This is a genomic window from Mesorhizobium sp. INR15, assembly GCF_015500075.1.
Taxonomy (GTDB): domain Bacteria; phylum Pseudomonadota; class Alphaproteobacteria; order Rhizobiales; family Rhizobiaceae; genus Mesorhizobium.
Genome location: NZ_CP045496.1, coordinates 3350652 through 3375402 on the forward strand (window position 1 = coordinate 3350652; position 24751 = coordinate 3375402).

The 24751-nt window shown below is 63.4% G+C and carries 29 protein-coding genes and 1 tRNA gene; 14 read left to right on the forward strand and 16 right to left on the reverse strand.

Features of this window, described 5'->3' with window-relative positions; all coding sequences use genetic code 11:
• The first annotated feature begins 142 nt into the window (after positions 1 to 142).
• The 5 genes from GA829_RS16340 to GA829_RS16360 all read left to right on the forward strand — a co-directional run bounded on the left by GA829_RS16340 (position 143) and on the right by GA829_RS16360 (position 5730).
• Entirely contained in the window at positions 143 to 1342 is a 1200-nt protein-coding gene (locus GA829_RS16340; RefSeq protein ID WP_195173760.1) for a glycosyltransferase family 4 protein, read from the forward strand.
• Positions 1339 to 2643, forward strand: a complete 1305-nt coding sequence (locus GA829_RS16345; RefSeq protein ID WP_258051617.1) for a polysaccharide biosynthesis protein — start codon at positions 1339 to 1341, stop codon at positions 2641 to 2643. Before GA829_RS16340 ends, GA829_RS16345 begins: the two co-directional genes overlap by 4 nt.
• Positions 2644 to 2679: 36 nt before the next feature.
• Positions 2680 to 3885, forward strand: coding sequence for a GNAT family N-acetyltransferase (locus GA829_RS16350; RefSeq protein ID WP_258051618.1), 1206 nt, complete (start codon positions 2680 to 2682; stop codon positions 3883 to 3885).
• Between the two features lie 20 nt (positions 3886 to 3905).
• Entirely contained in the window at positions 3906 to 4364 is a 459-nt protein-coding gene (locus GA829_RS16355; RefSeq protein WP_195173762.1) for a GNAT family N-acetyltransferase, read from the forward strand.
• 178 nt (positions 4365 to 4542) lie between these two features.
• Entirely contained in the window at positions 4543 to 5730 is a 1188-nt protein-coding gene (locus tag GA829_RS16360; protein ID WP_195179685.1) for an aminotransferase-like domain-containing protein, read from the forward strand.
• Positions 5731 to 5815: 85 nt separating this feature from the next.
• On the opposite strand, the gene GA829_RS16365 is transcribed toward GA829_RS16360, so the two are convergent.
• Genes GA829_RS16365 through GA829_RS16380 form a run of 4 tightly spaced genes read right to left on the reverse strand, consistent with a single transcriptional unit; the run spans position 5816 to position 7993 of the window.
• Entirely contained in the window at positions 5816 to 6208 is a 393-nt protein-coding gene (locus GA829_RS16365; RefSeq protein WP_195173763.1) for a VOC family protein, read from the reverse strand.
• Positions 6209 to 6247: 39 nt separating this feature from the next.
• The gene (locus GA829_RS16370; RefSeq protein WP_258051619.1) at positions 6248 to 7123 is read right to left on the reverse strand and encodes an alpha/beta fold hydrolase; all 876 of its coding nucleotides are present in this window, start codon (positions 7121 to 7123) and stop codon (positions 6248 to 6250) included.
• 25 nt (positions 7124 to 7148) lie between these two features.
• Complete coding sequence (locus GA829_RS16375) at positions 7149 to 7664, reverse strand: SRPBCC family protein (RefSeq protein ID WP_195173764.1); 516 nt, start codon at positions 7662 to 7664, stop codon at positions 7149 to 7151.
• Positions 7661 to 7993, reverse strand: a complete 333-nt coding sequence (locus GA829_RS16380; protein WP_195173765.1) for an ArsR/SmtB family transcription factor — start codon at positions 7991 to 7993, stop codon at positions 7661 to 7663. Before GA829_RS16380 ends, GA829_RS16375 begins: the two co-directional genes overlap by 4 nt.
• A 350-nt stretch (positions 7994 to 8343) precedes the next feature.
• Here GA829_RS16380 and GA829_RS16385 point away from each other — a divergent pair, with 350 nt between their 5' ends.
• From GA829_RS16385 to GA829_RS16395, 3 genes are all read left to right on the forward strand, one after another.
• Complete coding sequence (locus GA829_RS16385) at positions 8344 to 9303, forward strand: AraC family transcriptional regulator (RefSeq protein ID WP_195173766.1); 960 nt, start codon at positions 8344 to 8346, stop codon at positions 9301 to 9303.
• A 190-nt stretch (positions 9304 to 9493) separates the two neighbouring features.
• On the forward strand, positions 9494 to 10210 hold the full coding sequence (locus GA829_RS16390; RefSeq protein ID WP_195173767.1) for an outer membrane protein: 717 nt from the start codon (positions 9494 to 9496) through the stop codon (positions 10208 to 10210).
• A 44-nt stretch (positions 10211 to 10254) separates the two neighbouring features.
• Entirely contained in the window at positions 10255 to 11064 is an 810-nt protein-coding gene (locus GA829_RS16395) for a hypothetical protein (RefSeq protein WP_195173768.1), read from the forward strand.
• Positions 11065 to 11148: 84 nt separating this feature from the next.
• Here the strand turns inward: GA829_RS16395 and GA829_RS16400 are convergent, their stop codons facing one another.
• The 5 genes from GA829_RS16400 to msuE form a co-directional block, all read right to left on the reverse strand.
• Positions 11149 to 11913: an ABC transporter ATP-binding protein gene (locus tag GA829_RS16400; protein WP_195173769.1), complete on the reverse strand. Its 765-nt coding sequence runs from the start codon at positions 11911 to 11913 to the stop codon at positions 11149 to 11151.
• A gap of 7 nt (positions 11914 to 11920) precedes the next feature.
• A complete protein-coding gene (locus GA829_RS16405) occupies positions 11921 to 12919 on the reverse strand; it encodes an ABC transporter substrate-binding protein (RefSeq protein ID WP_195173770.1) in 999 nt (332 codons plus the stop codon).
• A gap of 69 nt (positions 12920 to 12988) precedes the next feature.
• Positions 12989 to 13840 (reverse strand): ABC transporter permease, encoded by an 852-nt coding sequence (locus GA829_RS16410; protein ID WP_195173771.1) that lies wholly within the window; start codon positions 13838 to 13840, stop codon positions 12989 to 12991.
• 24 nt (positions 13841 to 13864) lie between these two features.
• Positions 13865 to 15235, reverse strand: a complete 1371-nt coding sequence (locus GA829_RS16415) for an LLM class flavin-dependent oxidoreductase (protein WP_195173772.1) — start codon at positions 15233 to 15235, stop codon at positions 13865 to 13867.
• A gap of 67 nt (positions 15236 to 15302) precedes the next feature.
• A complete protein-coding gene (gene msuE, locus GA829_RS16420) occupies positions 15303 to 15860 on the reverse strand; it encodes an FMN reductase (RefSeq protein ID WP_195173773.1) in 558 nt (185 codons plus the stop codon).
• A gap of 248 nt (positions 15861 to 16108) precedes the next feature.
• Between msuE and GA829_RS16425 the strand changes: the two genes are divergently transcribed.
• The 4 genes from GA829_RS16425 (at position 16109) to GA829_RS16440 (ending at position 20385) form a co-directional block, all read left to right on the forward strand.
• On the forward strand, positions 16109 to 16537 hold the full coding sequence (locus tag GA829_RS16425) for a VOC family protein (RefSeq protein WP_195173774.1): 429 nt from the start codon (positions 16109 to 16111) through the stop codon (positions 16535 to 16537).
• A 113-nt stretch (positions 16538 to 16650) separates the two neighbouring features.
• Complete coding sequence (locus tag GA829_RS16430) at positions 16651 to 17274, forward strand: C39 family peptidase (RefSeq protein ID WP_195173775.1); 624 nt, start codon at positions 16651 to 16653, stop codon at positions 17272 to 17274.
• Positions 17275 to 17297: 23 nt separating this feature from the next.
• The gene (locus GA829_RS16435; protein ID WP_195173776.1) at positions 17298 to 18380 is read left to right on the forward strand and encodes a D-alanine--D-alanine ligase family protein; all 1083 of its coding nucleotides are present in this window, start codon (positions 17298 to 17300) and stop codon (positions 18378 to 18380) included.
• Positions 18381 to 18420: 40 nt separating this feature from the next.
• Positions 18421 to 20385 carry an AI-2E family transporter gene (locus tag GA829_RS16440; protein ID WP_258051620.1) on the forward strand — a complete coding sequence of 655 codons (1965 nt, stop codon included), beginning with the start codon at positions 18421 to 18423 and terminating at the stop codon, positions 20383 to 20385.
• A 381-nt stretch (positions 20386 to 20766) separates the two neighbouring features.
• Here GA829_RS16440 and GA829_RS16445 read toward each other — a convergent pair whose 3' ends face one another.
• Positions 20767 to 21072 (reverse strand): hypothetical protein, encoded by a 306-nt coding sequence (locus GA829_RS16445; RefSeq protein ID WP_195173777.1) that lies wholly within the window; start codon positions 21070 to 21072, stop codon positions 20767 to 20769.
• 279 nt (positions 21073 to 21351) lie between these two features.
• Here GA829_RS16445 and GA829_RS16450 point away from each other — a divergent pair, with 279 nt between their 5' ends.
• Positions 21352 to 21594 carry a hypothetical protein gene (locus GA829_RS16450; protein WP_195173778.1) on the forward strand — a complete coding sequence of 81 codons (243 nt, stop codon included), beginning with the start codon at positions 21352 to 21354 and terminating at the stop codon, positions 21592 to 21594.
• Between the two features lie 105 nt (positions 21595 to 21699).
• Here GA829_RS16450 and GA829_RS16455 read toward each other — a convergent pair whose 3' ends face one another.
• The 5 genes from GA829_RS16455 to GA829_RS16475 all read right to left on the reverse strand — a co-directional run bounded on the left by GA829_RS16455 (position 21700) and on the right by GA829_RS16475 (position 23701).
• Complete coding sequence (locus tag GA829_RS16455) at positions 21700 to 21906, reverse strand: hypothetical protein (protein ID WP_195173779.1); 207 nt, start codon at positions 21904 to 21906, stop codon at positions 21700 to 21702.
• A gap of 86 nt (positions 21907 to 21992) precedes the next feature.
• Positions 21993 to 22066: transfer RNA gene (locus GA829_RS16460), tRNA-Gln, on the reverse strand.
• Positions 22067 to 22157: 91 nt separating this feature from the next.
• Positions 22158 to 22451, reverse strand: coding sequence for a hypothetical protein (locus tag GA829_RS16465; protein ID WP_195173780.1), 294 nt, complete (start codon positions 22449 to 22451; stop codon positions 22158 to 22160).
• A 343-nt stretch (positions 22452 to 22794) separates the two neighbouring features.
• Positions 22795 to 23157: a VOC family protein gene (locus GA829_RS16470; protein WP_195173781.1), complete on the reverse strand. Its 363-nt coding sequence runs from the start codon at positions 23155 to 23157 to the stop codon at positions 22795 to 22797.
• A gap of 61 nt (positions 23158 to 23218) precedes the next feature.
• Entirely contained in the window at positions 23219 to 23701 is a 483-nt protein-coding gene (locus GA829_RS16475) for a pyridoxamine 5'-phosphate oxidase family protein (protein ID WP_195173782.1), read from the reverse strand.
• A gap of 306 nt (positions 23702 to 24007) precedes the next feature.
• Between GA829_RS16475 and GA829_RS16480 the strand changes: the two genes are divergently transcribed.
• Entirely contained in the window at positions 24008 to 24430 is a 423-nt protein-coding gene (locus GA829_RS16480) for a VOC family protein (protein WP_195173783.1), read from the forward strand.
• A gap of 117 nt (positions 24431 to 24547) precedes the next feature.
• Here the strand turns inward: GA829_RS16480 and GA829_RS16485 are convergent, their stop codons facing one another.
• Complete coding sequence (locus GA829_RS16485) at positions 24548 to 24736, reverse strand: hypothetical protein (RefSeq protein WP_195173784.1); 189 nt, start codon at positions 24734 to 24736, stop codon at positions 24548 to 24550.
• Positions 24737 to 24751: the final 15 nt, after the last annotated feature.

Below are 24751 nucleotides of genomic sequence, written 5' to 3' on the forward strand. Positions count from 1 at the left end.
AGGAGCAGCGCTGTGAGCAAATGTCCAAGCCATGAGCCACTACAGCGTGAAATCCTGTGTGGTCCTGGATTGAAAGCTCCTGAATAGTGATGCCGGCAAAACAGGAGGATTTTCAAATCCACCACGCTAGCGGGATATGACGATGCGGATTGCCTGCGTTCATCAGGGCTATGAACTCTACGGTTCCGACCGCAGCTTCGCGGAGAGCGTCGCCGCGCTGCGCGCCACGTTCCCGTCCGCCGATATCGAAGTGGTGTTGCCGCGCAGCGGGCCAATCGTCCAGATCCTGGAAGGCAGTGCCAGCCGCATCGTGTTCGAGCCGCTCTGGGTGCTGCGGCGCCAGGCCATCCTGCGCCTTGCGACGGTCGAGATGGCGCGATTGCCGGTCGCGGTGTGGCGGGCATGGCGGCGCCTCAGGGCGTGTGACCTGGTCTACGTCAACACCTCCATCGTCGCCGACTATGCCTTGGCCGCGCGCTTCCTGCCGCACAAGGCACTGCTGCATATCCACGAGATTCCCGAAGGCGCCATGCGCAGGGTGCTCGTCGGACTGATGCGTTGGAGCCATGCGGATCTCATTTTCAACTCCCGTGCCACGCGCGCCGCGTTCGGCGACCGCGGTTCCGTTGGCCCCAATTCCGGCGGCTCAAGGGGCCCAAATACATACGTGATTTACAATGGCGTCGCCGGCCCGCCGGCGGCCGAAGCCATGACCTATGATGGCAAGCGCCCGTTGCGGGTGCTGCTTTTGGGCCGCATCAACCGGATCAAGGGCCAGGAAGTCCTGCTGCAGGCGGTTGCTTCGATGCCGCCGGCACTGCAGGCCAGGGTCGAAGTACGGCTGGTGGGCGGTGCATTCGAAAGCACCGAGCGTGAGCGCGCCTTGGCCGATCTGGTGCGGACAATGGGACTGGCCGGGCGGGTCAGTGTGCTACCCTTCGTGCCGGACCCGTCCGAGCATTATCGCTGGGCCGATATCGTCACGGTTCCGTCGCGACGTCCGGAATCGCTGGGACGCGTCGCCATTGAGGCGATGGCTTATGGCCGGCCGCCGCTGGTGTCGGCCATTGGCGGGCTTGTGGAAGTCGTCAGCGACGGCGAGACCGGCTGGCACGTTCCGCCTGGTGACGCCGAAGCCCTGGCGAAGAAACTGGAAGAGATCATCCTGCGGCCCGACGCCTGGCGCGGTTTCGTTGCCGCCGGCCGGTCGCGATACGAAGAGATTTTCAGTGAGCCGGTCGCGGCGGCGGCGATCGCGGCGATCGCTACGGACAAGCTCAAGGCCGTGATGGCCAAGCCTGGCCGGACGCATGCCGTGCGCCAGGCGGAGACCCGCCCGTGACCTTAAGCGGCCATCTGCTGCGGCGCCTGGTGTTGATGATCGGCGGCGAAGCCATGCAGAGCGGCTTTCATTTCGCGCTGAACATCGCGCTGCTGCGCGTGCTGTCGGCACAGGAATACGGAATCTTCGCGATCGCGATGGTGATGGGAGGCGTGGGGCTGGCCTATATCAGATCTCTCACCGCCGTTCCGGCCATCATATGGATGGGCAAGAGTACGAACCGAGCCGGCGTCGACGCTCACGACGTGACGTTTGGAACAGCCGCACTGGTGGTGGCTTTCGTCATGGCCGCCGCAACGGCGCTGCTGATGCGGCTGTGGGGTGACCCTGGCGGTATAGCCGCCGGCTGCTTCGTCGGGGCATGGTCCCTGCGCAGCCATATGCGGACGGCATTCTTCGCTCGCCGTCTGCAGAAAACCGTCAGCATCAGCGATTTGGCGTTCACGCTGAGTGGCGCGGCGCTGACGGCGCTGGCAATCTGGAAAGCCCCCAACGTCCTGGAAACGGTGTTCGATGCGCTTGCCGTGGCCAATGTGCTTGGTATCGCAGTCCTGGTTTACCTCGCCAAGCACACGGTTCGCGTCAGCTTTCGAGCGCCGACCCGCCGACGCTACGCCAGGCTATGGCGCCAGCTTCGCTGGTCCGGGTTCAGCGCGACCACGACCACCATCCAGGGGCAGAGCATGGCGCTGCTCGTGGCAAGCATTGCCGGACCTGCTGCTTACGCACCCATAGCAGCCGTCCTGGTGCTGTTCGCGCCGCTGCGCATCGTCAGCATCGCCTTCGTCAACATGACGCAACCCGATCTCGCGAAACTGATGGCGAATAATGAAGTCGCTAAAGTTTGGAAGCAGGCCAAGATCTGGGCCGTGGTCATGGGGCTCTGCAGCCTGGTTTACGGATTCGGCGTGCTGTTTATCTTGCCGATGATAAGGCCCCAGGCTCTGCAGGATGCTTCCGTAACCTTCATTGGGCTGTTCGCCATCGCGAATTACGTGCCGGTCATGCTCTACATCATGCCCCGCGTGATCCTCGAAATACTCGGCGATTTCCGCCTCATCGCGATCATCACCACGGCCGCCGCGATCGTTGGGCTGATCCTGATCGCAATCCTGCTGGGGATCGCTTCACCGCCATGGTCGCTTGCCGGGGCGGCGACGTCCGAGATGGTCGTGCTGGTAGCCACCTGGTATTTCGCGCGCCGCCAGATGCGGGCGCGCGAGCGTCCGGATCAGCTGCATCACGCGCCGTCATTGTCGTGGCCACGGGAACAAACCTCCCTTGCCACCAAAAAGAGGTAGGAAAATGTGTCGGGCCAAACAATGAAAGTAGCGCCAATGTCCGAAGCACCGACAGCCGCCGGGCAGCCCTTGGGTGCCACCGACCGCGCTGCCGTCGCGGGGGGAGGCGCGTATACAGCGCGGCTGCATACCAGCCTCGAAGCGGTCCAGCCGCTCTGGCTTCGATGCCAGGCAAATGGCGTCTGCACCGCCTATCAATGCTACGCGTGGGTGGAGGGAATTGCCCAACGGTTGATGCCCAAGGGAGCCGAACTGCTCGTCGTGGAAGTGATCGACGCCGCGACAGGCGAACTCCGGATGCTGGTGCCGCTGATGCGGCGCTCTCGCTTTGGCCATCGCGTCATCGAATGGCTGAGCTGCGGCGTCTGTGATTACTCAGCGCCGCTGCTTGCGGATGCAACTCCCTGGACAAGCCAGGCCGCCGAAGCGGCCTGGGCCGCGATCCGATCCGTCCTGCCGCGCGCCGACCGGATCCAGATTACAGGAATTCCGCGACAGATATCGGGCATGGACAATCCGCTGGCGCTGCTGGCGGCAGCACGCGATTCGACACAGGTCACGTCCGGCGTCGTCCTTGACGGCGACCCCGAGACACTCCTCAAGCGGATATGCAAACCGTCCTTCCTCAAGAATTTCAACAAGGATTCCCGCCGGCTCGAGCGGCACGGCACCGTGGATCTGGTCGAGGCCAACACACCGACCCTGACGGAGCTTATCTTCGGCACCCTGGTTGAGCTTAGGCTGAAGCGTTTCCGCGAACTCGGGCGTTTTGATCTGCTGGCCCAGTCAGCGGTCGCCGATTTCTATCGGAACGCGGCCATTCAGGGCCTGTCGGATGGATCGGTGCGGCTCTTCGGGTTGCGTGTCGGAGACGCCTGGGTCGCCGTGCAATACATGCTGGCGCGGAAGAACACCGTGCATACGATCTTGATCGCGATTGATCAGGACGTGGTCTCCAACGCCGCGACCGGCCTTGTGATCATCGGCAAGCTGATGGAGTGGGGCTGCCGGCAAGGCTTTGGCTATTTCGACCTGTCTGTGGGCAGCCAGCACTACAAGGAAAATATCGGCGCCGGGAGTTCGCTTCTGGCCAAGATCGAGGAAACGCTGACGCCGCTCGGCAAGGGCGTGTTCGCCATCTCCGCCCTGCGTGACCGGACCGAAGCCATGGTGCGGGCGAACCCGCGGCTGCTCCAGGCAGGCCAGGGGCTGGTGCGCGGACTGAGGAAACTGAAGCCCTGAGCCATGGTGTTCACCGTCGCATGAATGAGATCGAGTTCCGCCGCGCGCAGGCATCAGACCTGCCGGCCATTGTGGCGCTGCTTGCCGACGACCCGCTGGGCGCGGCGCGCGAGGATAGCTCGATGCCTCTGGCGCGCGGCTATACCGATGCCTTCAACGCCATCGATGCCGATGCCAACCAGTTGCTCGCCGTGGCGGTCGACGGCGCCGATGTGATCGGCACGTTGCAGATCAGCTTCCTCGCCGGAATTTCTCGCAAGGGCGGCTGGCGCGGGCAGATCGAAGCGGTCCGCGTCGCTAGCGGCAGGCGCTCCGACGGCATCGGCAAAAAGATGTTCGAATGGGCGGTCGAGCAATGCCGCTCACGCGGCTGCGGGGTCGTGCAACTCACCACCGACAAGGGGCGAGCCGACGCGCATCGCTTCTATGAAGGCCTTGGCTTCGCCGCCAGCCACATTGGTTACAAGAAGACCTTGTAGCCAATTGTATCATTGTCTGCCGCGGGCCGGTGACGGCTGGCGCAGTCCTGAAAACCGGCCAGGCCCTATTCAAATGGCTGGAGACAGCTGATATAGGTCAGTTAGGTTGACCTATATCGAAAACGTCGGGGAGGCGTTCTTGACCCTTTTGAACCTGTTGGCTTCGCGCTCGTCGCGCATGAAAGCGTCCGAAATCCGTGAGCTGCTCAAGCTGCTCGACCAGCCTGACATCATTTCCTTCGCCGGCGGCATTCCCGACCCGGCGCTGTTTCCGGCCGAGGCGATCCGCGATGCCTACGCCGACGTGCTGGGCGGCCCGGAGGCGGGGGCGGCGCTGCAGTATCAGGTCTCGGAAGGCTATCTGCCGCTGCGGCGCTGGCTTGTCGGCACGATGGGCCGCCTTGGTGTCCCGTGCGACGAGAGCAATATCCTCATCACGTCAGGCTCGCAGCAGGCGCTGGACTATCTTGGCAAGCTGTTCCTGTCGCCGGGCGACACCGCACTCGTTACCTGGCCGACCTATCTTGGCGCGCTGCAGGCCTTCAACGCCTATGAGCCACGCTACGATCGGCTGAGGCCGGAAGGCGGCAACATGACGCCGGACGCCTATCGCGCGGCGGCAGCGGCGCCGACGGCTTCTTCTCCGGCGGGCGGGCGGCCTAAATTCGCCTATCTGGTGCCTGACTTCGCCAACCCGACCGGCAACACGCTGAACCGCCAGCAGCGCGAAGCGGTGCTCGATCTCGCCGGCGAGCTCGACATCGCTGTCATCGAGGACGCCGCCTACCGCGCGCTGCGCTATGATGGCGAGGGCGAGCCGTCGATCCTGGCGCTCGACTGCGCCCGCTCCGGCGGCATCGACAAGGCACGCACCATCTTTTGCGGCTCGTTCTCGAAAATCCTGTCGCCAGGCATGCGCGTCGGCTGGGTCTGCGCGCCGCGCCATGTGATCGAGAAACTGGTGCTGATGAAGCAGGCCTCCGACCTCCACAGCCCGTCGATCAACCAGGTGGTGATGCACCGTGTCGCCGAAGCGGTCTTCGACACCCAGGTGGAGAAACTCATCGGCGCCTATCGCGAGCGCCGCGACGGTCTGCTGGCAGCCCTCGAAGCCAACATGCCGAAGGGCGTGACATGGACACGGCCCGACGGCGGCATGTTCGTCTGGGTAACTTTGCCCGAGGGCTCGGATGCCACGGCGCTTCTGGCGCGGGCGGTGAAGGAGGCGCGCGTCGCCTTCGTGCCCGGCAGCGCATTCTACGCGGATGGCGGCGGCCGCAACACGCTGCGGCTCTCCTTCACGCTCGCCGACCGGCGCGCGGTGATGGAAGGCATTCCAAGGCTCGCGGCGCTGCTGAAAGACTAGTTTCTGGACATCGCGTCGCTGCGGCCTGGAGCCAGATGCGTAAGCCGTCAGAGCGCTTCCGGGCTGTGATCACGTTTTCAGGCCTTTACGCACCAGCCTGCTGCGCCAGCACGATGATGTTGCCGCAACTGTCGTCGAAGAAGGCGGCTGTCACGGGTCCCATCTCTTGTGGCGGGCCGAGAAACGCGACGCCCAGTGCTTCGAGCCGCTTGTGTTCTGCAAGGATATCTATGGTGGTGACGAGCGCCGCCGGAAAATGGGCGTCGTGGAGCGCCTTTTGCGCGGCGCGCGCCGGCGGAAACGTGTTGGGTTCGAGCACCAGTTCGGCGCCGCCATCGTCGTCGGGTGAGACGACCGTCAGCCAGCGGATCTCGCCGTTGAGATGATCATGCCCTTTCTTGAAGCCCAGCACCGATGTGTAGAAGGCAAGCGCCTTGTCCTGGTCGTCGACCTTGATGAGGATGTGGCGGAGCTGCATGGTTTTTCCTTTGTCAGGTTCGCGGGGCAACCGTGGCGGCTATGGCTGCCGGTTGAAGAAGTCGACCAGCACAGGTGCGTGCGCCTTGGCCTTCAGCATGTGGTTCTGGCCGGCGAGCGTCACATAGCTGGCATTGGGCAAGGCCTCGGCCAGGGCGCGGTTGCCGTGCCGCATCCAGGCGGGGCTTTTCCCGCCATCGCTCACCAAAACCGGTGGCGTCACCGAAGCCCAGCGGCCTGATATCAGCGGCTTGCCCAACTGATCTCCGGCGACGATCGCGCCGTCATAGGGCAAGGTGCGAGCCACCGCCTTGAGCTTGCGCCAGATCGGTGTCAGCCGCATCAGCGCGATCAACAGGCCAGGCATGCCGACGGATTTGAGGAAGGCGCGAACGGCTTCGCCAAGCTGTCCCGCCGCGACGGCTGCCCTGATGGCGGCCCAGTCGGCCTCGGTCGTCGCGCGGCTGCCGTCGACGATGAGCGGAGCTTCGTAAAGCGCCAGCTTCGTGATGCCGGGCAGGCGCGTGGTGGCCATCAGCGCCAGCATGGCGCCCGACGACATGCCCCAGACAAAGGCCTCGCCGCCGGCTGCCATGAGCACGGCCTCGATGTCCTCGACCTCGCGCTCGGTGTCGTAGGGTCTGGTGTCGCCACTTTCGCCACGGCCTCGGCGGTCATAGCTGTATACGGTGAAGTGGCCGCCCAATGCCTTCGCCAGCGGGCGGCTTGGGCCCATGCCCCGCCAGCAAAGGGCGCCATCGACGAGGATGAGCGGATGGCCGCTTCCGGTTCGCTCATAGGCGATTGGCGTGCCGTCCCGCGATATGGCTTTTCCGCCGGTCGCGGTGGTCTTGGGCAGGGCGCGGCTCTGAGCCGGCACGCCTCGGTTGACGGATGTTCGTGCTGCCTGTTCCAAGGCGCTCTCCTTTGTAGCAGGCCGATTACGCGGTCGGCGGCTGGCCGGCGGCGGCGCTGTCGATCAGATGTTCCAGCCGGTCGAAGGTCTGCGTCCAGCCGCGTTGCATGCCCAACGCCAGCAGGCGCTCGCGGTCGGCGATGCTGGCCAGCGTCGCCTCGAAGCGGACATGGGTTCTGTCGCCTTCGGCGGTGAAGGTGATTGTGTGCAGGCCTTGTCCAGGCGGCTTGCCGGCCCACTCCAGCAATTCCGGATCCGGCTCGTCGGTATAGCTCAAAAGCTGGTTGGCGATGACGTCGACATAGCTGCCTTGGTTGCGATAGAGCGCGCCGCTTGCGGTCCGCATATCGATGCGCCAGCGGCCGCCGGCCCGCACGTCGAGCACGCAATGCGGGATGGTGCAGTCCTTGATACCCCACCATTGCGCCACCAGCAGCGGATCGGTCCACAGCCGGAACACCCTGTCGACCGAGGCGGCGAAGACCCGCTCGATGGCAAAGCCGCGCCTTTCGGCTGGTTCAATGGTTGGGCGCGCGCTCATTTCACCTGATCCTGCCCGCGCCGCAGCAGATCCTCCATGCGGTCGAACCGCTCTTCCCACAGCTTCCTGTAGTCGGCCAGCCATTGGTCGATGTCGCGCAACGGGCTGATCTCGATGCGGCTGAGCCGCTTTTGCGCATCGCGGCTGCGCGTCACCAGGCCGGCCTGTTCAAGCACGCCGACATGTTTGGAGATGGCGCGCACGGTGAGCGCGAAGGGCTGGGCGAGTTCGGCGACAGAGGCCTCGCCGTCGAGCAGCCGGGCAAGAATGGCGCGGCGCGTCGGATCGGCAAGGGCCGCGAATGTGTGATCAAGCGAGAGCTGAGGCATTTCTTTGGAACCAATTAGTTCTGGAACTGATTAGTTCTATAAAGAGATGAAACCCGCTCGTCAACAGCGGTGCTTGGTTCCTTGCCGCGAAGGCGCGGTCGACCGCCGACCAATCGAGCCAGCGGGACCTTGCACGGCGCATCGATTTAGATGCTGATTCCCATGCCTTGATATCTCCGGGTGGTACGGCGGCTGCCGGCGCTAAAGGGGGCAAAGTCCGGTTGAATTCTTGCCCTGAACGGCAATGGAATTGTCGCGCCGCGCACAAGTATTTCGAACGCTGGACAAGGCCTGAATTGGTCCCCTACGGTATGGCTCCATTTTGCTGGCGCGGACAGAAAAGGCCCTGCTTGAAAAAGAACGTCTTCTCATCGGCCGACCTGCCGTCACAACTCGACGACCGCGCCCGGTTCGCGCTCTGGCAGGACATCCACGTCGCCGAGATATGGTCGGTCGAATATGCCATTTCCGGCAACCGGCCCTTCGCGGCGGCGATCGAGGCAACCGCCATCGGGCCGCTGGTGCTCGGGCAAATGGCTGGAACGATCCAGCATGCCAGCCGCAAGGCCCGCAACATCGCCGATGATGGGCGCGATGGCTATCTCCTCTTGATCAACAACGGCGACACCAGGCTGAGCGGCGCCCAGGCCGGCCGCGATTACAGCGTCGGCAAGGGCGAGGCAGCGCTGGTCTCGGCCTCGGAAGCACTGGAAATGAGCGGCGGCGACAGCAATGTGTGGGCCAACATCGTCGTCCCGCGCGAGATCCTGGAGAATGCCTTCGCCCGGGTCGAGGACCGGCTGGCGCTGACCGTGGCGGCCGACAATGAGGCGCTCGGCATGCTCAGGCGCTATTGCAGCTTCCTGGAGACAGGCCCCGCGCTCGTCTCGCCGGACCTTGTCACCCATGCCACGGAAACGATCGTCGATCTCATCGGCCTGGAGACCGGGGCCAAGGGCGAGCCGGCCGAGCTTGCCGGCATGCGCGGCCTGCGCGCGGCAAGGCTGCAGGCCATACTGGACAAAATCCGCGACAACTTCGCCGATCCCGCCATCTCGGCCCAACAGGTCGCGCAGCAATTGCGGCTCTCCGTGCGCTATGTCCACGACCTCTTGCAGGAAACCGGGGCGAGCTTTGCCGAGCGCATTCTCGAGCTGCGCTTGCAGAGGGCCCGTCGCATGCTGTGCGACAGGCGCAACGACCGCATGCGTATCAGCGAGATCGCGCTGCTGAGCGGCTTCTCCGACGTTTCCTATTTCAACCGCTGTTTCCGCCGCCGCTTCGGCTCGACCCCGAGCGGCGCCAGATAATCGGGCTGTCCAGCCGTGTCTGGTGTGCGGAACAGTCACACCGGCCGGGAAAACGCTACTGCACACGCCAGGACAATTCAGGTGCGGTCCAGCCCAAGACGCGGGACGGCGAACGGTGCAACACCGGAGCCTCGACCGGTCGCGGAGCATTTCCGCAGCGGTGCAGCATCTCGGGGGTCACAGCCAAGCCATGAAAACCACTCTTCTCGCCACCGTCCTTCTTCTGGCGCCTGCCGGCATTGCGGCCGCCGCCGACACCGGCCTGCCGGTCTCGGCGACCTACAACTGGTCCGGCGGCTATATCGGCGCGCAAGCCGGATATGGCTGGGGCGACGCTCGGGTTGGCCAGACTTTCGCGCCTGGCAGTTTCGACGGTTACGGCTGGGGCTATGGCAGCCTGTCGGGCGGCTTCGGTGGGCTTTTCGCCGGCTATATGAAGCAGTTCGACAGCGGTCTGGTCCTTGGCATCGAGGGTGACTACAGCTTCGCGAATCTCAAGGACACGACAGGCTACCAGGCGCTTGGCGTCGATGATCCCGCCTTCGGCGGCGTGCTCGAACTGGATGCGATCGGGTCCGTTCGCCTGAGGGCGGGCTATGCGATGGACCGGTGGCTTCCATTCGTCACCGGCGGCCTGGCGGTGGCACGCTACAAGCACACCACGGTCGACCTGCCGAGCGGAGCGGCCTATGCCGACGCCGAGGACACCGTCACGGGCTACACGCTGGGCGCCGGCGCCGAATACGCCGTCACCGACAATTGGGTGGTACGCGGCGAATACCGCTTTGCCGATTTCGGCCGCCATGCCTCCATACGCCACTCGACCTTCGATGGAGCCGCTTTGAATGCCGACGCGATCGAGCTGAAGACGCGCGATATCCGGCTCGGCATCGCCTACAAATTCTGAACGTACCGGACGTGATGTCCGCACTTCATCTTCGGGGACTTTCAATGCATCGCTTTCTTGCCGTCGTCGCGTCGCTGGCCGCCGCGACATCCGCTTTCGCCGGGGATGCCCTGCCGCCACTGGCCGGGGAGACCGTAGTGACGCCGCATATCTCCGGCTACGGCGAGCTGAATCTCGGCGGGCTTCGCTACCCCGACTACGACGACACGATGAGGACCGGCGGTGGCGCCGCCCGCGTCAACATTCCGTTCGCAGGGCGCTGGAACCTCCAGGGCGACCTGACCTACGATCGCAACTGGGACGGCTTCGGCAGCCAGAGTGGCATCGGTGGGGCCATCCATGGCTACTACCGCGATCCCGACAGGTTCGCGGCCGGCGTCTTCGCCAGCTACACCTCCTTTGATTTCGGCGATGACTTTAATCCGAGCAGCTATTCGATCGGCCCGGAAGCCCAGATCTATGCCGGCAATTTGACCCTTTACGGTCAGGCCTATTTTGGCCGGCTGACCTTCGGGGATTTTCATGGCGACCAATGGGGTGTTCGCGCTGTCGCGCGTTACTTCGTGCGGAAGAACCTTCGCCTGGATGGCGAGTTCATGTTCAACAGGCTGGACGAAGGCTTCAACCTGGACGTATTTGGCGGCGCCGTTCAGGCCATGTACCGGTTCGACGCAACGCCGTGGTCGTTGTTTGGACGCTATCAATTCGAACGGATAAAGGGTGGGTCGTTCGGCGCGGACAAATGCGTGATCGGCCTGCGCGCCAGCTTTGGCAGCAAGTCCTTGTTCGATGAGGATCGCAACGGGGCGACCATGGATACCTACCGGGCCAATTCGATGATAAACATAAACTGATCCGGTCCACTGATCGTGACGGGCGGATGGCGGGCCTTTGCCGGCCTTCGCCGATGACTGACATCAGCGATACGAGCCGTGGTGTCAGTGCAAGCCAAACTCGCGCAGCAGCTCTTCGCGATGGCGCACGAAGCGGGTTTCGCTGCGCTCGCGCGGGCGGGGCAGGTCGATGTCGATCAGCCGCGCCGCTCCGCCTTTCTCCTTGGGCAGGATCAGCACCCGGTCGGCGAGATAGATCGCCTCTTCGAGATCATGGGTGACCATCACCATGGTGACATTCTCCTCGCTCCAGATGCGCGCCAGCTCCTCTTGCATGCCGATCTTCGTCATGGCGTCGAGTGCGCCGAGCGGCTCGTCGAGCAGCAGGATTTCGGGCTGCACGGTGAGCGCCCGGGCGATGCCGACGCGCTGCGCCATGCCGCCGGACAGCTGGCGCGGCCAGGCGTCGCTGAACTCGGTGAGACCGACCAGTGCGATGTAGAAGCGGGCGCGTTCCTCGGCCTCATGCCTGGGCACGCCGCGCACCTCCAGCCCAAAGGCGACATTGCCCAGCACGGTCAGCCAGGGCAGCAGGCGCGGCTCCTGGAAGATCACCGCGCGCTCGGCGCCGACGCCGTGAACCGGGTGGCCATCGATTGCCACCGCACCGCTGTCGGCGGCCTCCAGCCCGGCAAGAATCCGCAACAGCGTGGTCTTGCCCGAGCCGCTGGCGCCGACGATGACCAGACATTCGCCGGAGCGGATGTCCAGGTTGAGCGTCCTCAAGACGGCAAGCGAGCGCCCGCCGAGGCTGAAGGATTTGGAGAGGTCGCGGATCGAGACCTCGCCGCCGCGATTGGTGCTGGTCATCTCAGCCTCAATTGGTCTTGGTTTCGCCTGGCCGGTACAGGATATCGGCGGCCTTCAGCTTGCCTTTGCCCAGGCGGCCGTCGCGCTCAAGCACGCTGACCCAGAAGTCGATGTCGCGGTCGCTGGCCTTCGCGCCTTCACGCAGGCCGAAGCCGGTCCAGTAGCGGGCGAGATCGCCGTTCTCGCCACGCTTGTCGAGGATGGTGGCCAGAACCTTGCGCGCCTCGTCCGGGTTCTGGCGCGACCAGTCGGAGGCGCGCGCCGCCTGTTCGACGAAGTTGCGGGCGGCGTCCGGGTTGGCGGCGATGAAGTCGCGCCGCAACACGACGAAGCCGCCGGCCAGTTCACCCAGCACATCGGTGTCGTTGAAGACGCCGCGCACGCCGCCATTGGCGACAAGCGCCCCGGCAAAAGTCGCCTGCCAGTAGCCGAGGCCGGCGATATCGACCTGGCGTGATCGCAAGGTCTGTTCGAGCTGCGGCCCCGGCACAACGACGAGGTTGGCGGCGTCCGGCGGCAGGCCGACGCTGTGCAGCGCCTCGCGCACCGTATAGTCGAGGTGAGCGCCGAGCGTGTTGACCGAGATGGTCTTGCCGGCAATGTCGGCGATCGATTTGATGGGGCTGTCCTCGAGCACGTAGAAGACGCTCTTGACGTCCTTGTTGATGCCGTTGCTCGGATAGGCGGCGACGAAGTCGTTGCCGCCCGAGATCGAGTTGATCACCGCAGCGGTGGCGGCCGAGCCGAGATCGACGCTGCCGGAGGCAAGCGCGAACAGCGATTCCGGACCGCCGGCGGCATAGCCGACATTTTCCAGTTCGACACCGAGCCCCCTGTAGTAGCCGAGTTCGCCGGCCAGTTCATGCGGGGCGATGCCGCCCCGGCTGGCGAGGTAACGGATTTTGACGGGTGCCGCTTCAGCGAAAGCGAAGCGCGGCAGGCCGGCGGCGATGATGCCGGCGGCAAGCGGCGCGCGGGCAAGCAGGGAACGGCGCGTGATTTTCATAGTCCGGTCTTTCCTTGTTGAGGGGATTTGTAGCGTTTGACGAAGGTGGGGGTCCTCCTCGCAAAAAGGTCACCCGATCGGCTGGCTCCACCGGCACAACCGCCGCTGCATCAGCACCAGCGCCTGGTTGGCGATTAGTCCGAGGCCGGCGAGCACGACGATGGCGGCGAACATCAGCGGGATCTGGAAATTGTACTGCGCGTTCATCACCTGGAAGCCGATGCCCTTGTTGGCGCCGATCATCTCGGAGGCGATCAGCAGCAGCAGGGCGGTGGTGGCGCTGAGCCTCAAGCCGACGAAGATCGAAGGCACGGCGCCCGGCAGCACGACGCGGCGGAACACGGTCAGCCGCGTCGCGCCATAGACGCGCGCCATTTCGAGCAGCTTCGGGTCGACTTCCTTGACGCCGCTGGTGGTGTTGAGCAGCAGCGGAAACAGCGTCGCCCAGAAGATGACGAAGATCTTGGAGGTTTCGCCGAGCCCCAGAAGCAGGATGAACACGGGATAGAGCGCCAGCGCCGAGGTCTGCCGGAACACCTGCAGGATCGGATCGAGCGCCGTTTCGACCGCGCGGACCTGGCCCATGAACAGGCCAAGCGGAATGGCAATCAGCACGGCGGCGGCAAAGGCGATGCCGGCGCGCTGCAGGCTGATGGCGATGTCGCCGAGCAAGGTGCCGCCGGCGAGCCCCTTCCACAGGGCGGCGGCGATCATGTCGATCGGCGGCAAGACCGCCGCATTGACCCATCCGGCGCTGCTCGACACTTGCCAGAGCAGGAGGAAGGCGACCAGCACGCCATAGCGCGCCAAGAAATGCCTGATTGCCCGGAAGCCGAGGCGCAAGGCGTCGGCGCTGATGCCGCTGCCGTTCGTGCCAGGCCGGCCGATGACCATCGGCCGCTCGATGTGCTGCAAACTCATCGTCTTGCCTTTCGTGTTGGGAGACTATTCGGCGGCCAGCACGGTCGAGCGTGCGCGGGCCACGGTCCACGGATTTTCCGGCCGCCTGAGGCCGAGGTTTTCGCGCAGCGTCCTGCCTTCGTAGGCGGTGCGGAACAGGCCTCGCCGCTGCAGTTCGGGGATGACCAGGTCGACGAAGTCGTCGAGCGCGCCGGGCAGCCATGGCGGCAGGATGTTGAAGCCGTCGGCGGCCTCGCTGGTGAACCATTCTTCCAACTGGTCGGCCACATCAGTGGCGCTGCCGACGATGGTGTAGTGGCCGCGCGCCGTCGCCACCCATTGGTAGAGCTGGCGGATGGTGAAGTTGTGCTCGTCGGCGATCTGGTGGATCAGCGCCTGGCGGCTCTTCATCCCCTCGGTCTCCTTGCTCGGCGGCAGCGGGCCGTCGAGCGGATAGCCGGTGATGTCGAGCGTTTGCCCGGCGAGCCCATTGAGCAGGGCGACGCCATCCTCGGGCAAGATCAGGTCGTTCAGTAGCTGGTACTTGGCCTGCGCTTCTTCACGGGTAGCGCCGACGAATGGTGCTACGCCAGGCATGATCAGCACCTGGCCGGGATCGCGGCCAGCCTCGGCCACGCGGGCCTTGATATCGCGGTAGAATTCCTGCGCCGTCCCGAGCTTCTGGTGGGCGGTGAAGATCACCTCGGCCGAATGCGCGGCGAGCCCGCGCCCGTCCTCGGACTGCCCTGCCTGCACCACCACCGGGTGGCCCTGAACGGGACGCGGCACATTGAGCGGGCCCTTGACGCTGAAATGCTCGCCCTTGTGATTGATGTCGTGCAGCTTGTCCTTGTCGTAGAAGCGGCCGGACTGCTTGTCGCGGATGAAGGCGTCGTCCTCCCAGCTGTCCCACAGCGCCTTGACCGTATCGACATGCTCGTGCGCGCGGGCATAGCGCTCCGCGTGGTTGGGCTGGATGTCGCGGTTGAAGTTCCGCGCCGTCTCGTCTCCGGCCGAGGTCACGACATTCCAGCCGGCCCTGCCATTCGACAACAGGTCGAGCGAGGCGAATTTGCGCGCCAGCGTGTAGGGTTCTTCATAGGTGGTGGACGCCGTGGCGATGAAGCCGATATGGGTGGTCAGCGGCGCCAGCGCCGCAAACAGGGTCACCGGCTCGAAACCTGCGATCTTGGCATTGCCGCCCTCGCGGGCGCCGAGGCCGACCGTCAGGTTGTCGGCAAGGAAATAGGCGTCGAACAGGCCACGTTCGGCGGTCAGCGCCAACTGCTTGTGGAACTCGAAATTGGTCGCACCGTCGGCAGCGGCGTCGGGGTGACGCCATGCGGCGATATGCTGGCCGCCACCGGGCAGGAAGGCACCGAGTTTGATCTGCCTGGACTTTGCTGTCTTGGTCATCGCTGGCTCCTTCTGGATTGGGTGAAAGGAAATTCTTGCTTGAACTCAGAGCGCTACAGGGCTTGCCTCAGGCGGCGAGGCCGACGCGGCGGGGTGCGCCCACCGCCCGGGTGGCCTCTGCGACCGCTTGCCGGACACGGGCCTGGATGGATTCCGACACCAGCGCGCCATCGACGAAATCCTTGTCGGAGGCATAGATCGCGGTCGGCAGGGTCTGTGCCTCGAAGAAGCCGAACAGCGGCCGCAACTGGTGTTCGACAATGAGCGAATGGCGCTCACCGCCGCCGGTTGCCGCCAGGATGATCGGCTTGCCGCGCAGCGATGCGGGATCGAGCAGGTCGAAGAAATGCTTGAACAGTCCGGTGTAGCTGCCCTTGAAGGTCGGCGAGCCGACCACCAGCACATCGGCGGCCGTCAGTTGTTCGATGAGGCCACGGGCGGTCTGATCCAGGTCGCGCAGCCAGCGTGCCTGGGCGAAAGAGGGGCCGAGATCCTCGATGTCGAAAACCGCCGACGCGGCGCCGATGTTCTGCGCCACCCCAGACGCGATGTGGCTGACGAACGCCTTGGTCTTCGATGGACGGGTCAGGTTGCCCGACACACCAACCACAACAAGTTTCGACATCGCAGGCTCCTTGCGAGAACAACATTCCTATTAAGCCTACGGAATTTGTAGAATTAAATGAGCGAGAAGATTTCAAAACAGAAGCTGCAAGCGGAACGGGTTTGCGGCGGATCGCCGTTGATTGGACAATTCGAAGCGCCGGCGTTCGACTGGGCCAGCACAGAGCGGGACTGTCAGCCGACATCGATGCCTGCATTGACGGGCTCAGGCCGGCACCTAGATTGAGCGGCTTCAAGGGAGGAGCTTGTATGGAAATCCAGGAATTGCATCGCGGCCGTCTTATCGACCATATCCAGCTGGTGGTGCGGGATCTTGCCGCCAGCCGGCGCTTCTACGAAGCGGTGCTCAAGGCTCTGGATGTGCCGATCGGTGGCGTTGGCCCGGATTTTTTCTGGACCGACGAATTGTTCATCTCCAGTGCCGACAGCCGGGCGGCGCAAGGAAAACTTACCGGGCGGCACCATTTCGCCTTCCAGGCAAAGGACCGAGCCATGGTCGATGCGGTCTACAAGGCCGGGCTTGAAGCCGGCGGCAAGGACAATGGCGCGCCGGGCGAGCGGCCCTATCATCCCGGCTATTACGCTGCCTTCCTGCTCGATCCGGACGGCAACAATATCGAGGCCGTCCATCATGGGCAGGCGACGCGCAGCGCTGCCTCGGTGAAGATCACGTTTTGACGGGGTTTTGGCTGACCGGGAAGCAAGAGTGGGTTCATCAGGGGATTGCCCTGCATGGGCGGTTCGGTCTCAACTCGCTTGAGAGTTCAGACTGATTTGCCCTAGGGGATCGCATGCGCCCACCACCTGTATCCGTGCCGTTTTTCAGCCAGTGGGAGACGCCAGGTATGACCCTGGACGTGCTGGCCGAGGGTGCCGCCGTCGCCCTTCGGCGCGATCCGCTGTGGAAGGGGTCAGGCGCGGCAACGCAGGATGAATATGTCGTCTGGGCCAGTCACGTCTGCGGCATGGCCTGCCTGAAGATGATCCTGGCGGCACGCGGCGAGATCATCCCGACGCTGGAACTGGCAAGGCAATGCACTCGATATGGCGGCTATGTCGTCAACGAGGCGGAGCAGTCGATCAAGGGCCTGATCTATGCGCCGCTCGTCACTTTCGTCGAAGAGGTCTTTGGTCTTCAGGCGGAAGTGCTGACCAATGTCGCCACGTCGGACATACCTGATATCCTGGCGGAGCAGCGCTTCTTTATCGCGTCGGTCAGCGCCGGGATACGGTGGCCCGAGCGCGAGCCGCCGAGGAAGGGCGGACACCTTGTTCTCGTAACCTCGGCTTCGGACGGCTTTTTTCGCTTTCACAATCCGTCCGGCCATACCAGCGCCACACGGGAAAACGCAGAATTGACCCCAGCGGATTTCGACCGCTTTTTCGCCAATCGCGGCATTGCCGTCGCCATTTGATTTTCAGGACCTGAGGGATTTCGATGACTGCAAGGATTAGGGTTGCCATCTTGTTTGGCGGGCGTTCGGCCGAGCATGACGTGTCGTGTCTTTCCGCGGCCAATGTGATGAAGGCGATTGACCGGACACGCTACGAGGTCGTGCCGATCGCCATTTCCAGAAACGGCCAATGGCTGCTGGGGCAGAGCGATGACGGCGCGGTGGTTCCTGCGTCCGGCGAGGGGATTGAGGTGGCGTTGTTGCCGGGCGGCAAGGGCAGGCTGGTCGCCGTCTCGAGCGATGGAAAGCAGCCTGACATGGCACCCGTCGACGTCGTCTTCCCAGTGCTGCACGGCCCGTTCGGTGAAGACGGTTCGGTGCAAGGTTATGCCGAGGTCGCCGATGTCGCCTATGTCGGCTGCGGCATCCTGGCCTCGGCCGCCGCCATGGACAAGGATGTCGCCAAGCGGCTGCTGCGCGAGGCCGGGCTTGCCGTTGCCCGCTCCGTCACCGTGCATCGGGGCGATGTCGGCTCGTTCCAGGAGGTTGCTGGCGCGCTTGGCCTGCCTTTCTTCGCCAAGCCGGCGCGCCAGGGGTCGTCCTTCGGCGTCAGCAAGGTGGAGGACCGCGACGGCTTCCAGAACGCTGTCGACACCGCCTTCCGCTATGACGGCAAGGCGCTGATCGAGGAGTTTGTCGAAGGCCGCGAGATCGAGTGCGCGGTGCTGCAACGGGCCGACGGCACACTGACGGTATCGCTGCCCGGCGAGATCATTCCGGCCGATCGGCACGGGTTCTACACCTACGAGGCCAAGTATCTCGATGCCGACGGAGCGTTGGTGAAGGCGCCCGCCGATGTCCCGGCGGCCATCGCCGGCAAGGCTGGGGAGATGGCGCGGCAGGCCTTCCAGGCGCTCGGCTGCGAGGCCATGGCGCGGGTCGATTTCTTCCTGCGCGCCGATGGCAGCCTGCTGGTCAACGAGGTCAACACCATTCCCGGCTTCACCGACATCTCGATGTTCGCCAAGGCGCTGGCGGTGAGTGGCATCAGCTACAGCCAGATCATCGATGTGCTGATCGAGCACGCGCTGGCAAGGCATGGAGGAAGCAAGTTGCAAGCCAGCTAAAATAAGCTGATCATCGCGGTTGGCAGGGTGGAGATTTCAAGTGGCGGCCAATCGTCGAAACGGCATGCAGCCGCCGGATTCTGGACTGGGAAGCATTGTGGCGGCCATCGGGCCGCATCAGCGCACGTCATTGCCCACCGTGGCGAGCATCGTCACAGCCGTTGCAGCGCTGTATTTCGGCCGAGAGGTCTTCCTGCCGATCGCTATCGCGCTGCTTTTGACCTTCGCGCTTGCTCCGGTGGTTTCCGCTCTGAAGCGGGCCGGCATGCCGCGCCTTCCGGCTGTCATCTTGAGCGTACTGGCCGCCTTCGCGGCCCTTGGCCTGTTCAGTTTCATCATTGCCTCGCAAGTCAGCGAACTGGCGCAGAACATCCCGGTCTACCAGACCAACATCCTGACCAAGATCCATTCGCTCAAGCAAAGCGGGGTGGAGGGAGGGATCATCGCCAGATTGAGCGGGGTGATCGAGCGCGTCGGCCAGGAGATCGACACGCAGGATCCTTCACAACCTGGTGCCGACAAAACAAAGCGCGATCCGGTGCCGGTCGAGATCGTCTCGCGTGAGAAGCCGCTCGAGGTCCTGCAAAACATTGTCAGCCCGCTGATCAGTCCGTTGGCCTCGGCAGGACTGATCATCATCGTGGTCATCTTCATGCTTATGGAGCGGGAGGACCTGCGCGACCGTTTCATCCGCCTTGTCGGTTATGGCGATCTTCACCGGACGACGCAGGCGCTGCAGGACGCCGGCAAGCGGGTTGGCCGCTATCTCATCATGCAGCTGGTGGTCAACACCGTCTACGCCATTCCGATCGCCATCGGGCTCTGGGTTCTTGGCATCCCCAACGCGCTGTTATGGGGGTTGCTGGCGCTGGCGCTGCGCTTCGTTCCGTACATCGGCCCCGTCATAGGCGCGCTTTTGCCGCTGTTCCTGGCGCTGGCCGTCGCACCAGGCTGGTCGCTGCTTTTGTGGACAGCGGCCCTGTTCGTGGTGATGGAACTGGTCACCGGCAATGTCATCGAGCCCTGGCTTTACGGTTCGCGCACGGGCCTGTCGCCGCTGGCCATCATTGTCGCGGCGATCTTCTGGACGTGGCTGTGGGGGCCACTGGGCCTGGTCCTGTCAACGCCACTGACTGTCTGCCTCGTGGTGCTCGGCCGGCACGTGCCGCAGTTCGAGTTCCTGGACGTTCTATTCGGCAACGAACCTGTGCTTGAACCGCACGCCAGGCTCTACCAGCGGCTGTTGGCCGGTGACCCGGACGAGGCCACTGACCATGCCGAAGAGATCCTGGAGGAAAAATACCTTGTCGACTTCTACGGCAAGGTGGCGATTCCCGCCCTCATGCTGGGCGAACAGGACCGCGTACGTGGCGTCATGGGCGACCAGCAACGCCGGCAAGTGGCGGCCAGTGCCCAAGCCCTGGTGGCAAATCTGGAGGATGATGCAAGGGAGGAGGCCGACGAGGACGAGGAGCCGGATGCCGCCTCCGACGCCGGACCCCGCGAGGCTGGGGATGCCGTAGACGAGCCTGAGTTGCCTGAAGGCGCTGGCCTTTCCGTGCTCTGCGCTGGGGGGCGTGGCGAACTGGATGATGCCGCCGCGGCAATGCTGGCGCAGGTGCTGGAAGTGCAAGGTGCGACGGTCTCAAAGGCGAGCTTCGCCGACATGGAGCCGGCGGCTATTCGCCGGCTGGAACTCGGCCAGGTCGGCACCGTCGTGGTCGGCTTCCTCAACAGGGATTCACTCAACCATGCCCGTTTTCTGGTCCGCCGGCTGAAGCGCGCCAAAGCCACGCTCAGGGTCGGGATCGTGTTCTGGTCGGAAGCTGGCGACGAGAAGGCAACCGATGAACTTGCCAGCAGCATCAATGCGGACTTCGTGGCGCATGGCATGATCGGCGCCGTGGTCGGCGCGCTGTCCAACGATCCGCCGGTGGCCGTCAAAGCCGTCAAACGCCGGCGCCGCCCAACCGTTCGCAAGAAGGTGGCCGTGGCGGGGCGTTAGTCACGCCGCACCGATCCGGCAGGCTTCGAGAATTGAGCGCGCCAATTGCTCTGACCAACAGTGATTGTTGCTCGGCGGTTAGCGGCGACTCACATGTTGATGCGATGTCGCGGGTGGACGGAGGCTTGGGCCTGTGCGCGGGCCGTTGCCGGGCCGTTTGCGGGGCAGCCGTGCGGGGGACGGTCTTGGGCGGGCTGTTTCGCATCCGCGTCTTGTGGCGCAAGAGCCAGCTGGAAGACAGTTCGGCAAGAAGACTGCGCAAATCCTTCACATGATCCTCCCATGTCAGGTCATGCACCAATTTCCGACTGTCAGACTTGTTCCATCGCCATGATCGCTGCCTGCGCGGCGGCCTTTCCTGATCTATTGAAGCGGCCTGATCTATTGAAGCGGACCGGAGCGAAGCAGCTCGACAGGGACGATCAAGCGCTCAATGCCGTCTTCGGTCTTTCCGTTGGCCATTCCCCCCATGGCGGTCAGACCATCGAATTCTATCGCCGCGCCAAAGAGTTGGGCTGCCTGCATGACGAGGTGTTCGATGTCTTCCAGTGCTACATTCTCGGCCAGATTCCTGACCCTGACCTGTTCGGCCACCGTTGAGATGTTGACGATGCCAGCCATCTTGATGGCTGTCTGGACCGCCGAAATAACGTCATCGCGCAGGCGCGCCGAGTAATCATACCGCATTGAAACCTCCCGCAGAAGACCATCAGAGGCCCGGTTTCTGTTCATTCGACCATGCAGCGATTGTTAGCTCTTGGCAACTAAAATCGTAAAAATATACAAATAAATCAATTAGTTAGCATAGTGCTGGAAATGCGCAGCAGGTGTTTGATGCTCATCATGTGCGCGATATGCGAGTCACCCACTGGCGGCTCTTGACGCATTATGAGAGCTGCCCTAATTGTTAGGTGAGTGAGGTAGATACTAACTCAACGCATTGTTGGTCCTGAGCGAGGAAGCGCCATGGCTGAACTGGAACGTCCGGAACGGTTGCAGATCATGCTGACCGCCGACGAATTGTCGGCGTTGGAAAACTGGCGCTATGACAAGCGCATGCCAAGCCGATCCGCCGCTGTCAGGGAATTGCTGCGGCGCGGATTGGCCGCCGATGGGTTCCTGACGGCAGAGCAGGGCATCAAGTCGCAGGACTACGGAATTCTGCCGGCGGATGCCGTTAACGGCGCCGCCGGCAACGAGAACTCCTAGCCAATTTTTCTGGTGATGGCTCTTTGTGGGAATGAGGGGCTCATTCGCACGGATAATCAGCGCTACAACTCAACCGGCCGCCGACGCGGCGGCGGTCGCCGGCTCCTACATGAGATTGGTCGTCACTTCGACAATGATCGCGGCACCTTCGAGCGAGCCATTCGGCACGTGAACGACGCGCGATACGCGAAAGTCCTGGGCATTTCCTTCAAGCGATAGCGATACGCTTTCGCCGATCCGGGGCACCGCCTGGAAAACGGCGTCGGTGGCATCCGGCCTGTTGTCGACGGATATGCGGCAGTTGACGGTCATGGGTATCTCCTGTGTCTGACGGGTGTTGGTCAACGCAGGTTCGGCGAAATGGTTTCAGGAAACCGGGGATCGCTCGCTGGAGATGCTGGTTCCCGCTCATGGGCTCGAACCACGATTCACGCCTTCAAAGGGCGCTGTCCTACCATTAGACGAAGCGGGATAATGCAATCAGCCATACACCCCTAGCTGGTTCGGGCGGCGGGATCAACGCGATCCGTGCAACGTATGTGAATAGGGCCCGGTGGCGTTGATCAATCCGGAAAGTCGAAGACCGGCTCGTCGCACCTGTAGAGCGGGCATCGCCCATCCCGGGCCTGCACATAGGCGCTCATAGGCACTTCCGGCCAGTCGCATTCATTGCCGAACTGCCTGACATAGCGGTCATAGGTATTGGGGCCGGTGGTCAGCACGACAGCACGGCGGCTCTGGACCATTTTCTGGATCTGCTCGCAGTTCATGGCGCGTGTGTCAGGGCGAGCATCGGCGAGGCTGGTAGCAGCCAAAATGAGCGCGGCGGTCAGCGGGACAAGTCGACGAATGAGCATGGCAGTGGCCTCGGAGAAATTCTGTCTCCTAAACTCGCATTCCCGATGGTGGTTCCGCAACGGTGCGCACGCCACCATTTTGCAGCGCAACCAAAAGTGAACTCGCGCATTGCTGGGCATGGACAACAGAAAACCCTACGAGACGCCTAAATGGTGGCCTGGCGCGCAGACATGGCGCCCCGGCGGTGAGGATCGCGAAGCCATGTGCTGTTCGTTTTGCGGCGGCCGCGACCATAGCTACGAACAGTGCCCACAAAGGGATGCCACGGTCGGACTACCCTATGACGATCAACGCGGTCCCGGAGCTAGGCCCGTCTGATGATTGGTGTCGCCAGCCTGGCGCTCACGATGTCGATCGGTGCTCGAAATCCTTGCCTTGGGCGAAAACGATCTGGTTACCATCGGGGTCGGTGATGATGGCGGTCCTGACCAGATCGCCATCGGCGGTTGAACCGATCTCTATGCTTTTGGCGGCGAGATCCGCCAGCCGGGCGTCCATGTCGTTCTCGGCGAATGTCACCGAGGAGTGGCCGGCGCGTTCGACATCCTGAAACACCTGAATCCAGCCGCCGCTTGCGAAGCGCCATTCGGCCAGACTGTCCATGGGGCGGGCATCGGGTTCCCTGTCGAGCAGGTTTTCATACCAGCGTATAGCTGCTTCCAGATCGTTGACCGCGATACCGGCCAAGGCGTTCTTGACTGTCATCGTCTCCTCCTTGCCGAGCCGGCCTGCGTCGGCAGGTTCGCTGGGGTTGCCTGATGCGCCGCTACATCCTGACCTTGCCGCTGTCGCCAATCTCGGGGCGGCTGTCGGTAACGGCCGCTGCCAGCATCTTGACGTAGCTGACGACGGTGCCGGGGCTGTCCCAATATTGCGCATCCTTTGGCGTGATCTTCAGCACACGGATCGCCGGATCGTCGGCGCTGTCCCACCAGGCCTTGGCTGGTGTGGACCACAATTCCTTGATTTTAGCGCGGTCGTTGGACACTACCGCCTGACCGCTGACCGAAACATATTTCTGCCCGCCTGAATCGGCGAAGGCCAGCCCGACATTGGGCTCGGCATCGATCTCATCATCCTTGTGGCTGTCGACATCGGTGAGGAAATAGACGGCGTTCTCCTCCCGCACCACATGCGCCGACATCGGCCGGGAGCGGATATCCTTGCCCTCGCGCGTGGCCAGCATGCAGAAGCCGATCTTCTCCATCAGCTTCCAGGTACGGTCGAGATCGCTTTTGTCGCTGTTCATGTCCTTACTCCTTGAATGAGGGTCAAGGAGCCAACTCCAACCGCACGGCAAGGTTCCAAAATGACCGGTCGTTCGAGTTCGAAAATAATTGCTCGCGGAACCGGGCGGCGCCCCGATTGTCAGGAGACTTTTCCCTGGCGCTTGCATTCGAGGCGGGCCGGATTCAAAATCACGCCTGTCGAAAAAGGAGAGGTTGGTGCGGTTAGCCCAACCCCCGCGCAAGCGGGTCCTGGCCTTCGCCCTGGCGCTGAGTCCCAAGACCTTCAACAGCCATGCATGGTGCCTGGCTGAACGAAAGGACTTGAGATGCAACAGCAAATTTCCGTCATCACGCTTGGAATTCTCGATCTTGCCCGCTCGCGGCGGTTTTATGCCGACGGGTTCGGATGGTCGCCCGTGTTCGAGAATGAGGAGATCATTTTCTATCAAATGAATGGGCTGATGCTCGGCACCTTCTCCAAGCCAGCCCTGGAAGCCGATATGAACCGACGCGGCATGCTGTCGCCCGGCGCTTTCTCGTTGGCGCATAATGTGTCCAGCCAAGACGAGGTGGCTGTCGTCATGGCCGGTCTTGTCCGCGCTGGCGGCCGCGTGCTGAGGCCAGCGGACGCACCGCCGCACGGCGGGTTTCGCGGCTATGTCGCCGATCCCGACGATCACGCCTGGGAAATCGCCTGGAACCCGGGCTGGCGGATCGACGCCCAAGGTCTGGTGACCTTCGGACTTTAGGCGCTGACAATCCCGGTGGCGCGCCCTTGGCGCGCTGCCGGAACTTGCTTGCCAATGCTCGCTCGGCTTGGAAATGCCTTTGCCGCATCAGGCGCGTTGTTCGAGTTTCTGATGCAGTCATGCGGCCGATGGTCTGCCTGGACTGTCATTCCACAGCGCGGTTTCCAGCGATGCGGCCGCATAGGTCGCTTCATGCCAGGTCAAGCCAATCAGCACCCGGTCGTCCCGTTCGGCCGGCACCCCGTCAAGACTATCCAGGACGACCCAGGTCCCGACCGGCTCCTCGACCACTTCATAGCGCTGCATCCATCACCTCTGTTG

Excerpts from the sequence above, each read along its gene's own strand:
- GA829_RS16340 (WP_195173760.1), top strand. The coding sequence starts at position 143 with ATGCGGATTGCCTGCGTTCATCAGGGCTATGAACTCTACGGTTCCGAC.
- GA829_RS16350 (WP_258051618.1), top strand. The coding sequence starts at position 2,680 with ATGTCCGAAGCACCGACAGCCGCCGGGCAGCCCTTGGGTGCCACCGAC.
- GA829_RS16355 (WP_195173762.1), top strand. The coding sequence starts at position 3,906 with ATGAATGAGATCGAGTTCCGCCGCGCGCAGGCATCAGACCTGCCGGCC.
- GA829_RS16360 (WP_195179685.1), top strand. The coding sequence starts at position 4,543 with ATGAAAGCGTCCGAAATCCGTGAGCTGCTCAAGCTGCTCGACCAGCCT.
- GA829_RS16365 (WP_195173763.1), bottom strand. The coding sequence starts at position 6,208 with ATGCAGCTCCGCCACATCCTCATCAAGGTCGACGACCAGGACAAGGCG.
- GA829_RS16375 (WP_195173764.1), bottom strand. The coding sequence starts at position 7,664 with ATGAGCGCGCGCCCAACCATTGAACCAGCCGAAAGGCGCGGCTTTGCC.
- GA829_RS16380 (WP_195173765.1), bottom strand. The coding sequence starts at position 7,993 with ATGCCTCAGCTCTCGCTTGATCACACATTCGCGGCCCTTGCCGATCCG.
- GA829_RS16390 (WP_195173767.1), top strand. The coding sequence starts at position 9,494 with ATGAAAACCACTCTTCTCGCCACCGTCCTTCTTCTGGCGCCTGCCGGC.
- GA829_RS16395 (WP_195173768.1), top strand. The coding sequence starts at position 10,255 with ATGCATCGCTTTCTTGCCGTCGTCGCGTCGCTGGCCGCCGCGACATCC.
- GA829_RS16400 (WP_195173769.1), bottom strand. The coding sequence starts at position 11,913 with ATGACCAGCACCAATCGCGGCGGCGAGGTCTCGATCCGCGACCTCTCC.
- GA829_RS16405 (WP_195173770.1), bottom strand. The coding sequence starts at position 12,919 with ATGAAAATCACGCGCCGTTCCCTGCTTGCCCGCGCGCCGCTTGCCGCC.
- GA829_RS16410 (WP_195173771.1), bottom strand. The coding sequence starts at position 13,840 with ATGAGTTTGCAGCACATCGAGCGGCCGATGGTCATCGGCCGGCCTGGC.
- GA829_RS16415 (WP_195173772.1), bottom strand. The coding sequence starts at position 15,235 with ATGACCAAGACAGCAAAGTCCAGGCAGATCAAACTCGGTGCCTTCCTG.
- msuE (WP_195173773.1), bottom strand. The coding sequence starts at position 15,860 with ATGTCGAAACTTGTTGTGGTTGGTGTGTCGGGCAACCTGACCCGTCCA.
- GA829_RS16425 (WP_195173774.1), top strand. The coding sequence starts at position 16,109 with ATGGAAATCCAGGAATTGCATCGCGGCCGTCTTATCGACCATATCCAG.
- GA829_RS16430 (WP_195173775.1), top strand. The coding sequence starts at position 16,651 with ATGCGCCCACCACCTGTATCCGTGCCGTTTTTCAGCCAGTGGGAGACG.
- GA829_RS16435 (WP_195173776.1), top strand. The coding sequence starts at position 17,298 with ATGACTGCAAGGATTAGGGTTGCCATCTTGTTTGGCGGGCGTTCGGCC.
- GA829_RS16445 (WP_195173777.1), bottom strand. The coding sequence starts at position 21,072 with ATGCGGTATGATTACTCGGCGCGCCTGCGCGATGACGTTATTTCGGCG.
- GA829_RS16450 (WP_195173778.1), top strand. The coding sequence starts at position 21,352 with ATGGCTGAACTGGAACGTCCGGAACGGTTGCAGATCATGCTGACCGCC.
- GA829_RS16455 (WP_195173779.1), bottom strand. The coding sequence starts at position 21,906 with ATGACCGTCAACTGCCGCATATCCGTCGACAACAGGCCGGATGCCACC.
- GA829_RS16465 (WP_195173780.1), bottom strand. The coding sequence starts at position 22,451 with ATGCTCATTCGTCGACTTGTCCCGCTGACCGCCGCGCTCATTTTGGCT.
- GA829_RS16470 (WP_195173781.1), bottom strand. The coding sequence starts at position 23,157 with ATGACAGTCAAGAACGCCTTGGCCGGTATCGCGGTCAACGATCTGGAA.
- GA829_RS16475 (WP_195173782.1), bottom strand. The coding sequence starts at position 23,701 with ATGAACAGCGACAAAAGCGATCTCGACCGTACCTGGAAGCTGATGGAG.
- GA829_RS16480 (WP_195173783.1), top strand. The coding sequence starts at position 24,008 with ATGCAACAGCAAATTTCCGTCATCACGCTTGGAATTCTCGATCTTGCC.
- GA829_RS16485 (WP_195173784.1), bottom strand. The coding sequence starts at position 24,736 with ATGCAGCGCTATGAAGTGGTCGAGGAGCCGGTCGGGACCTGGGTCGTC.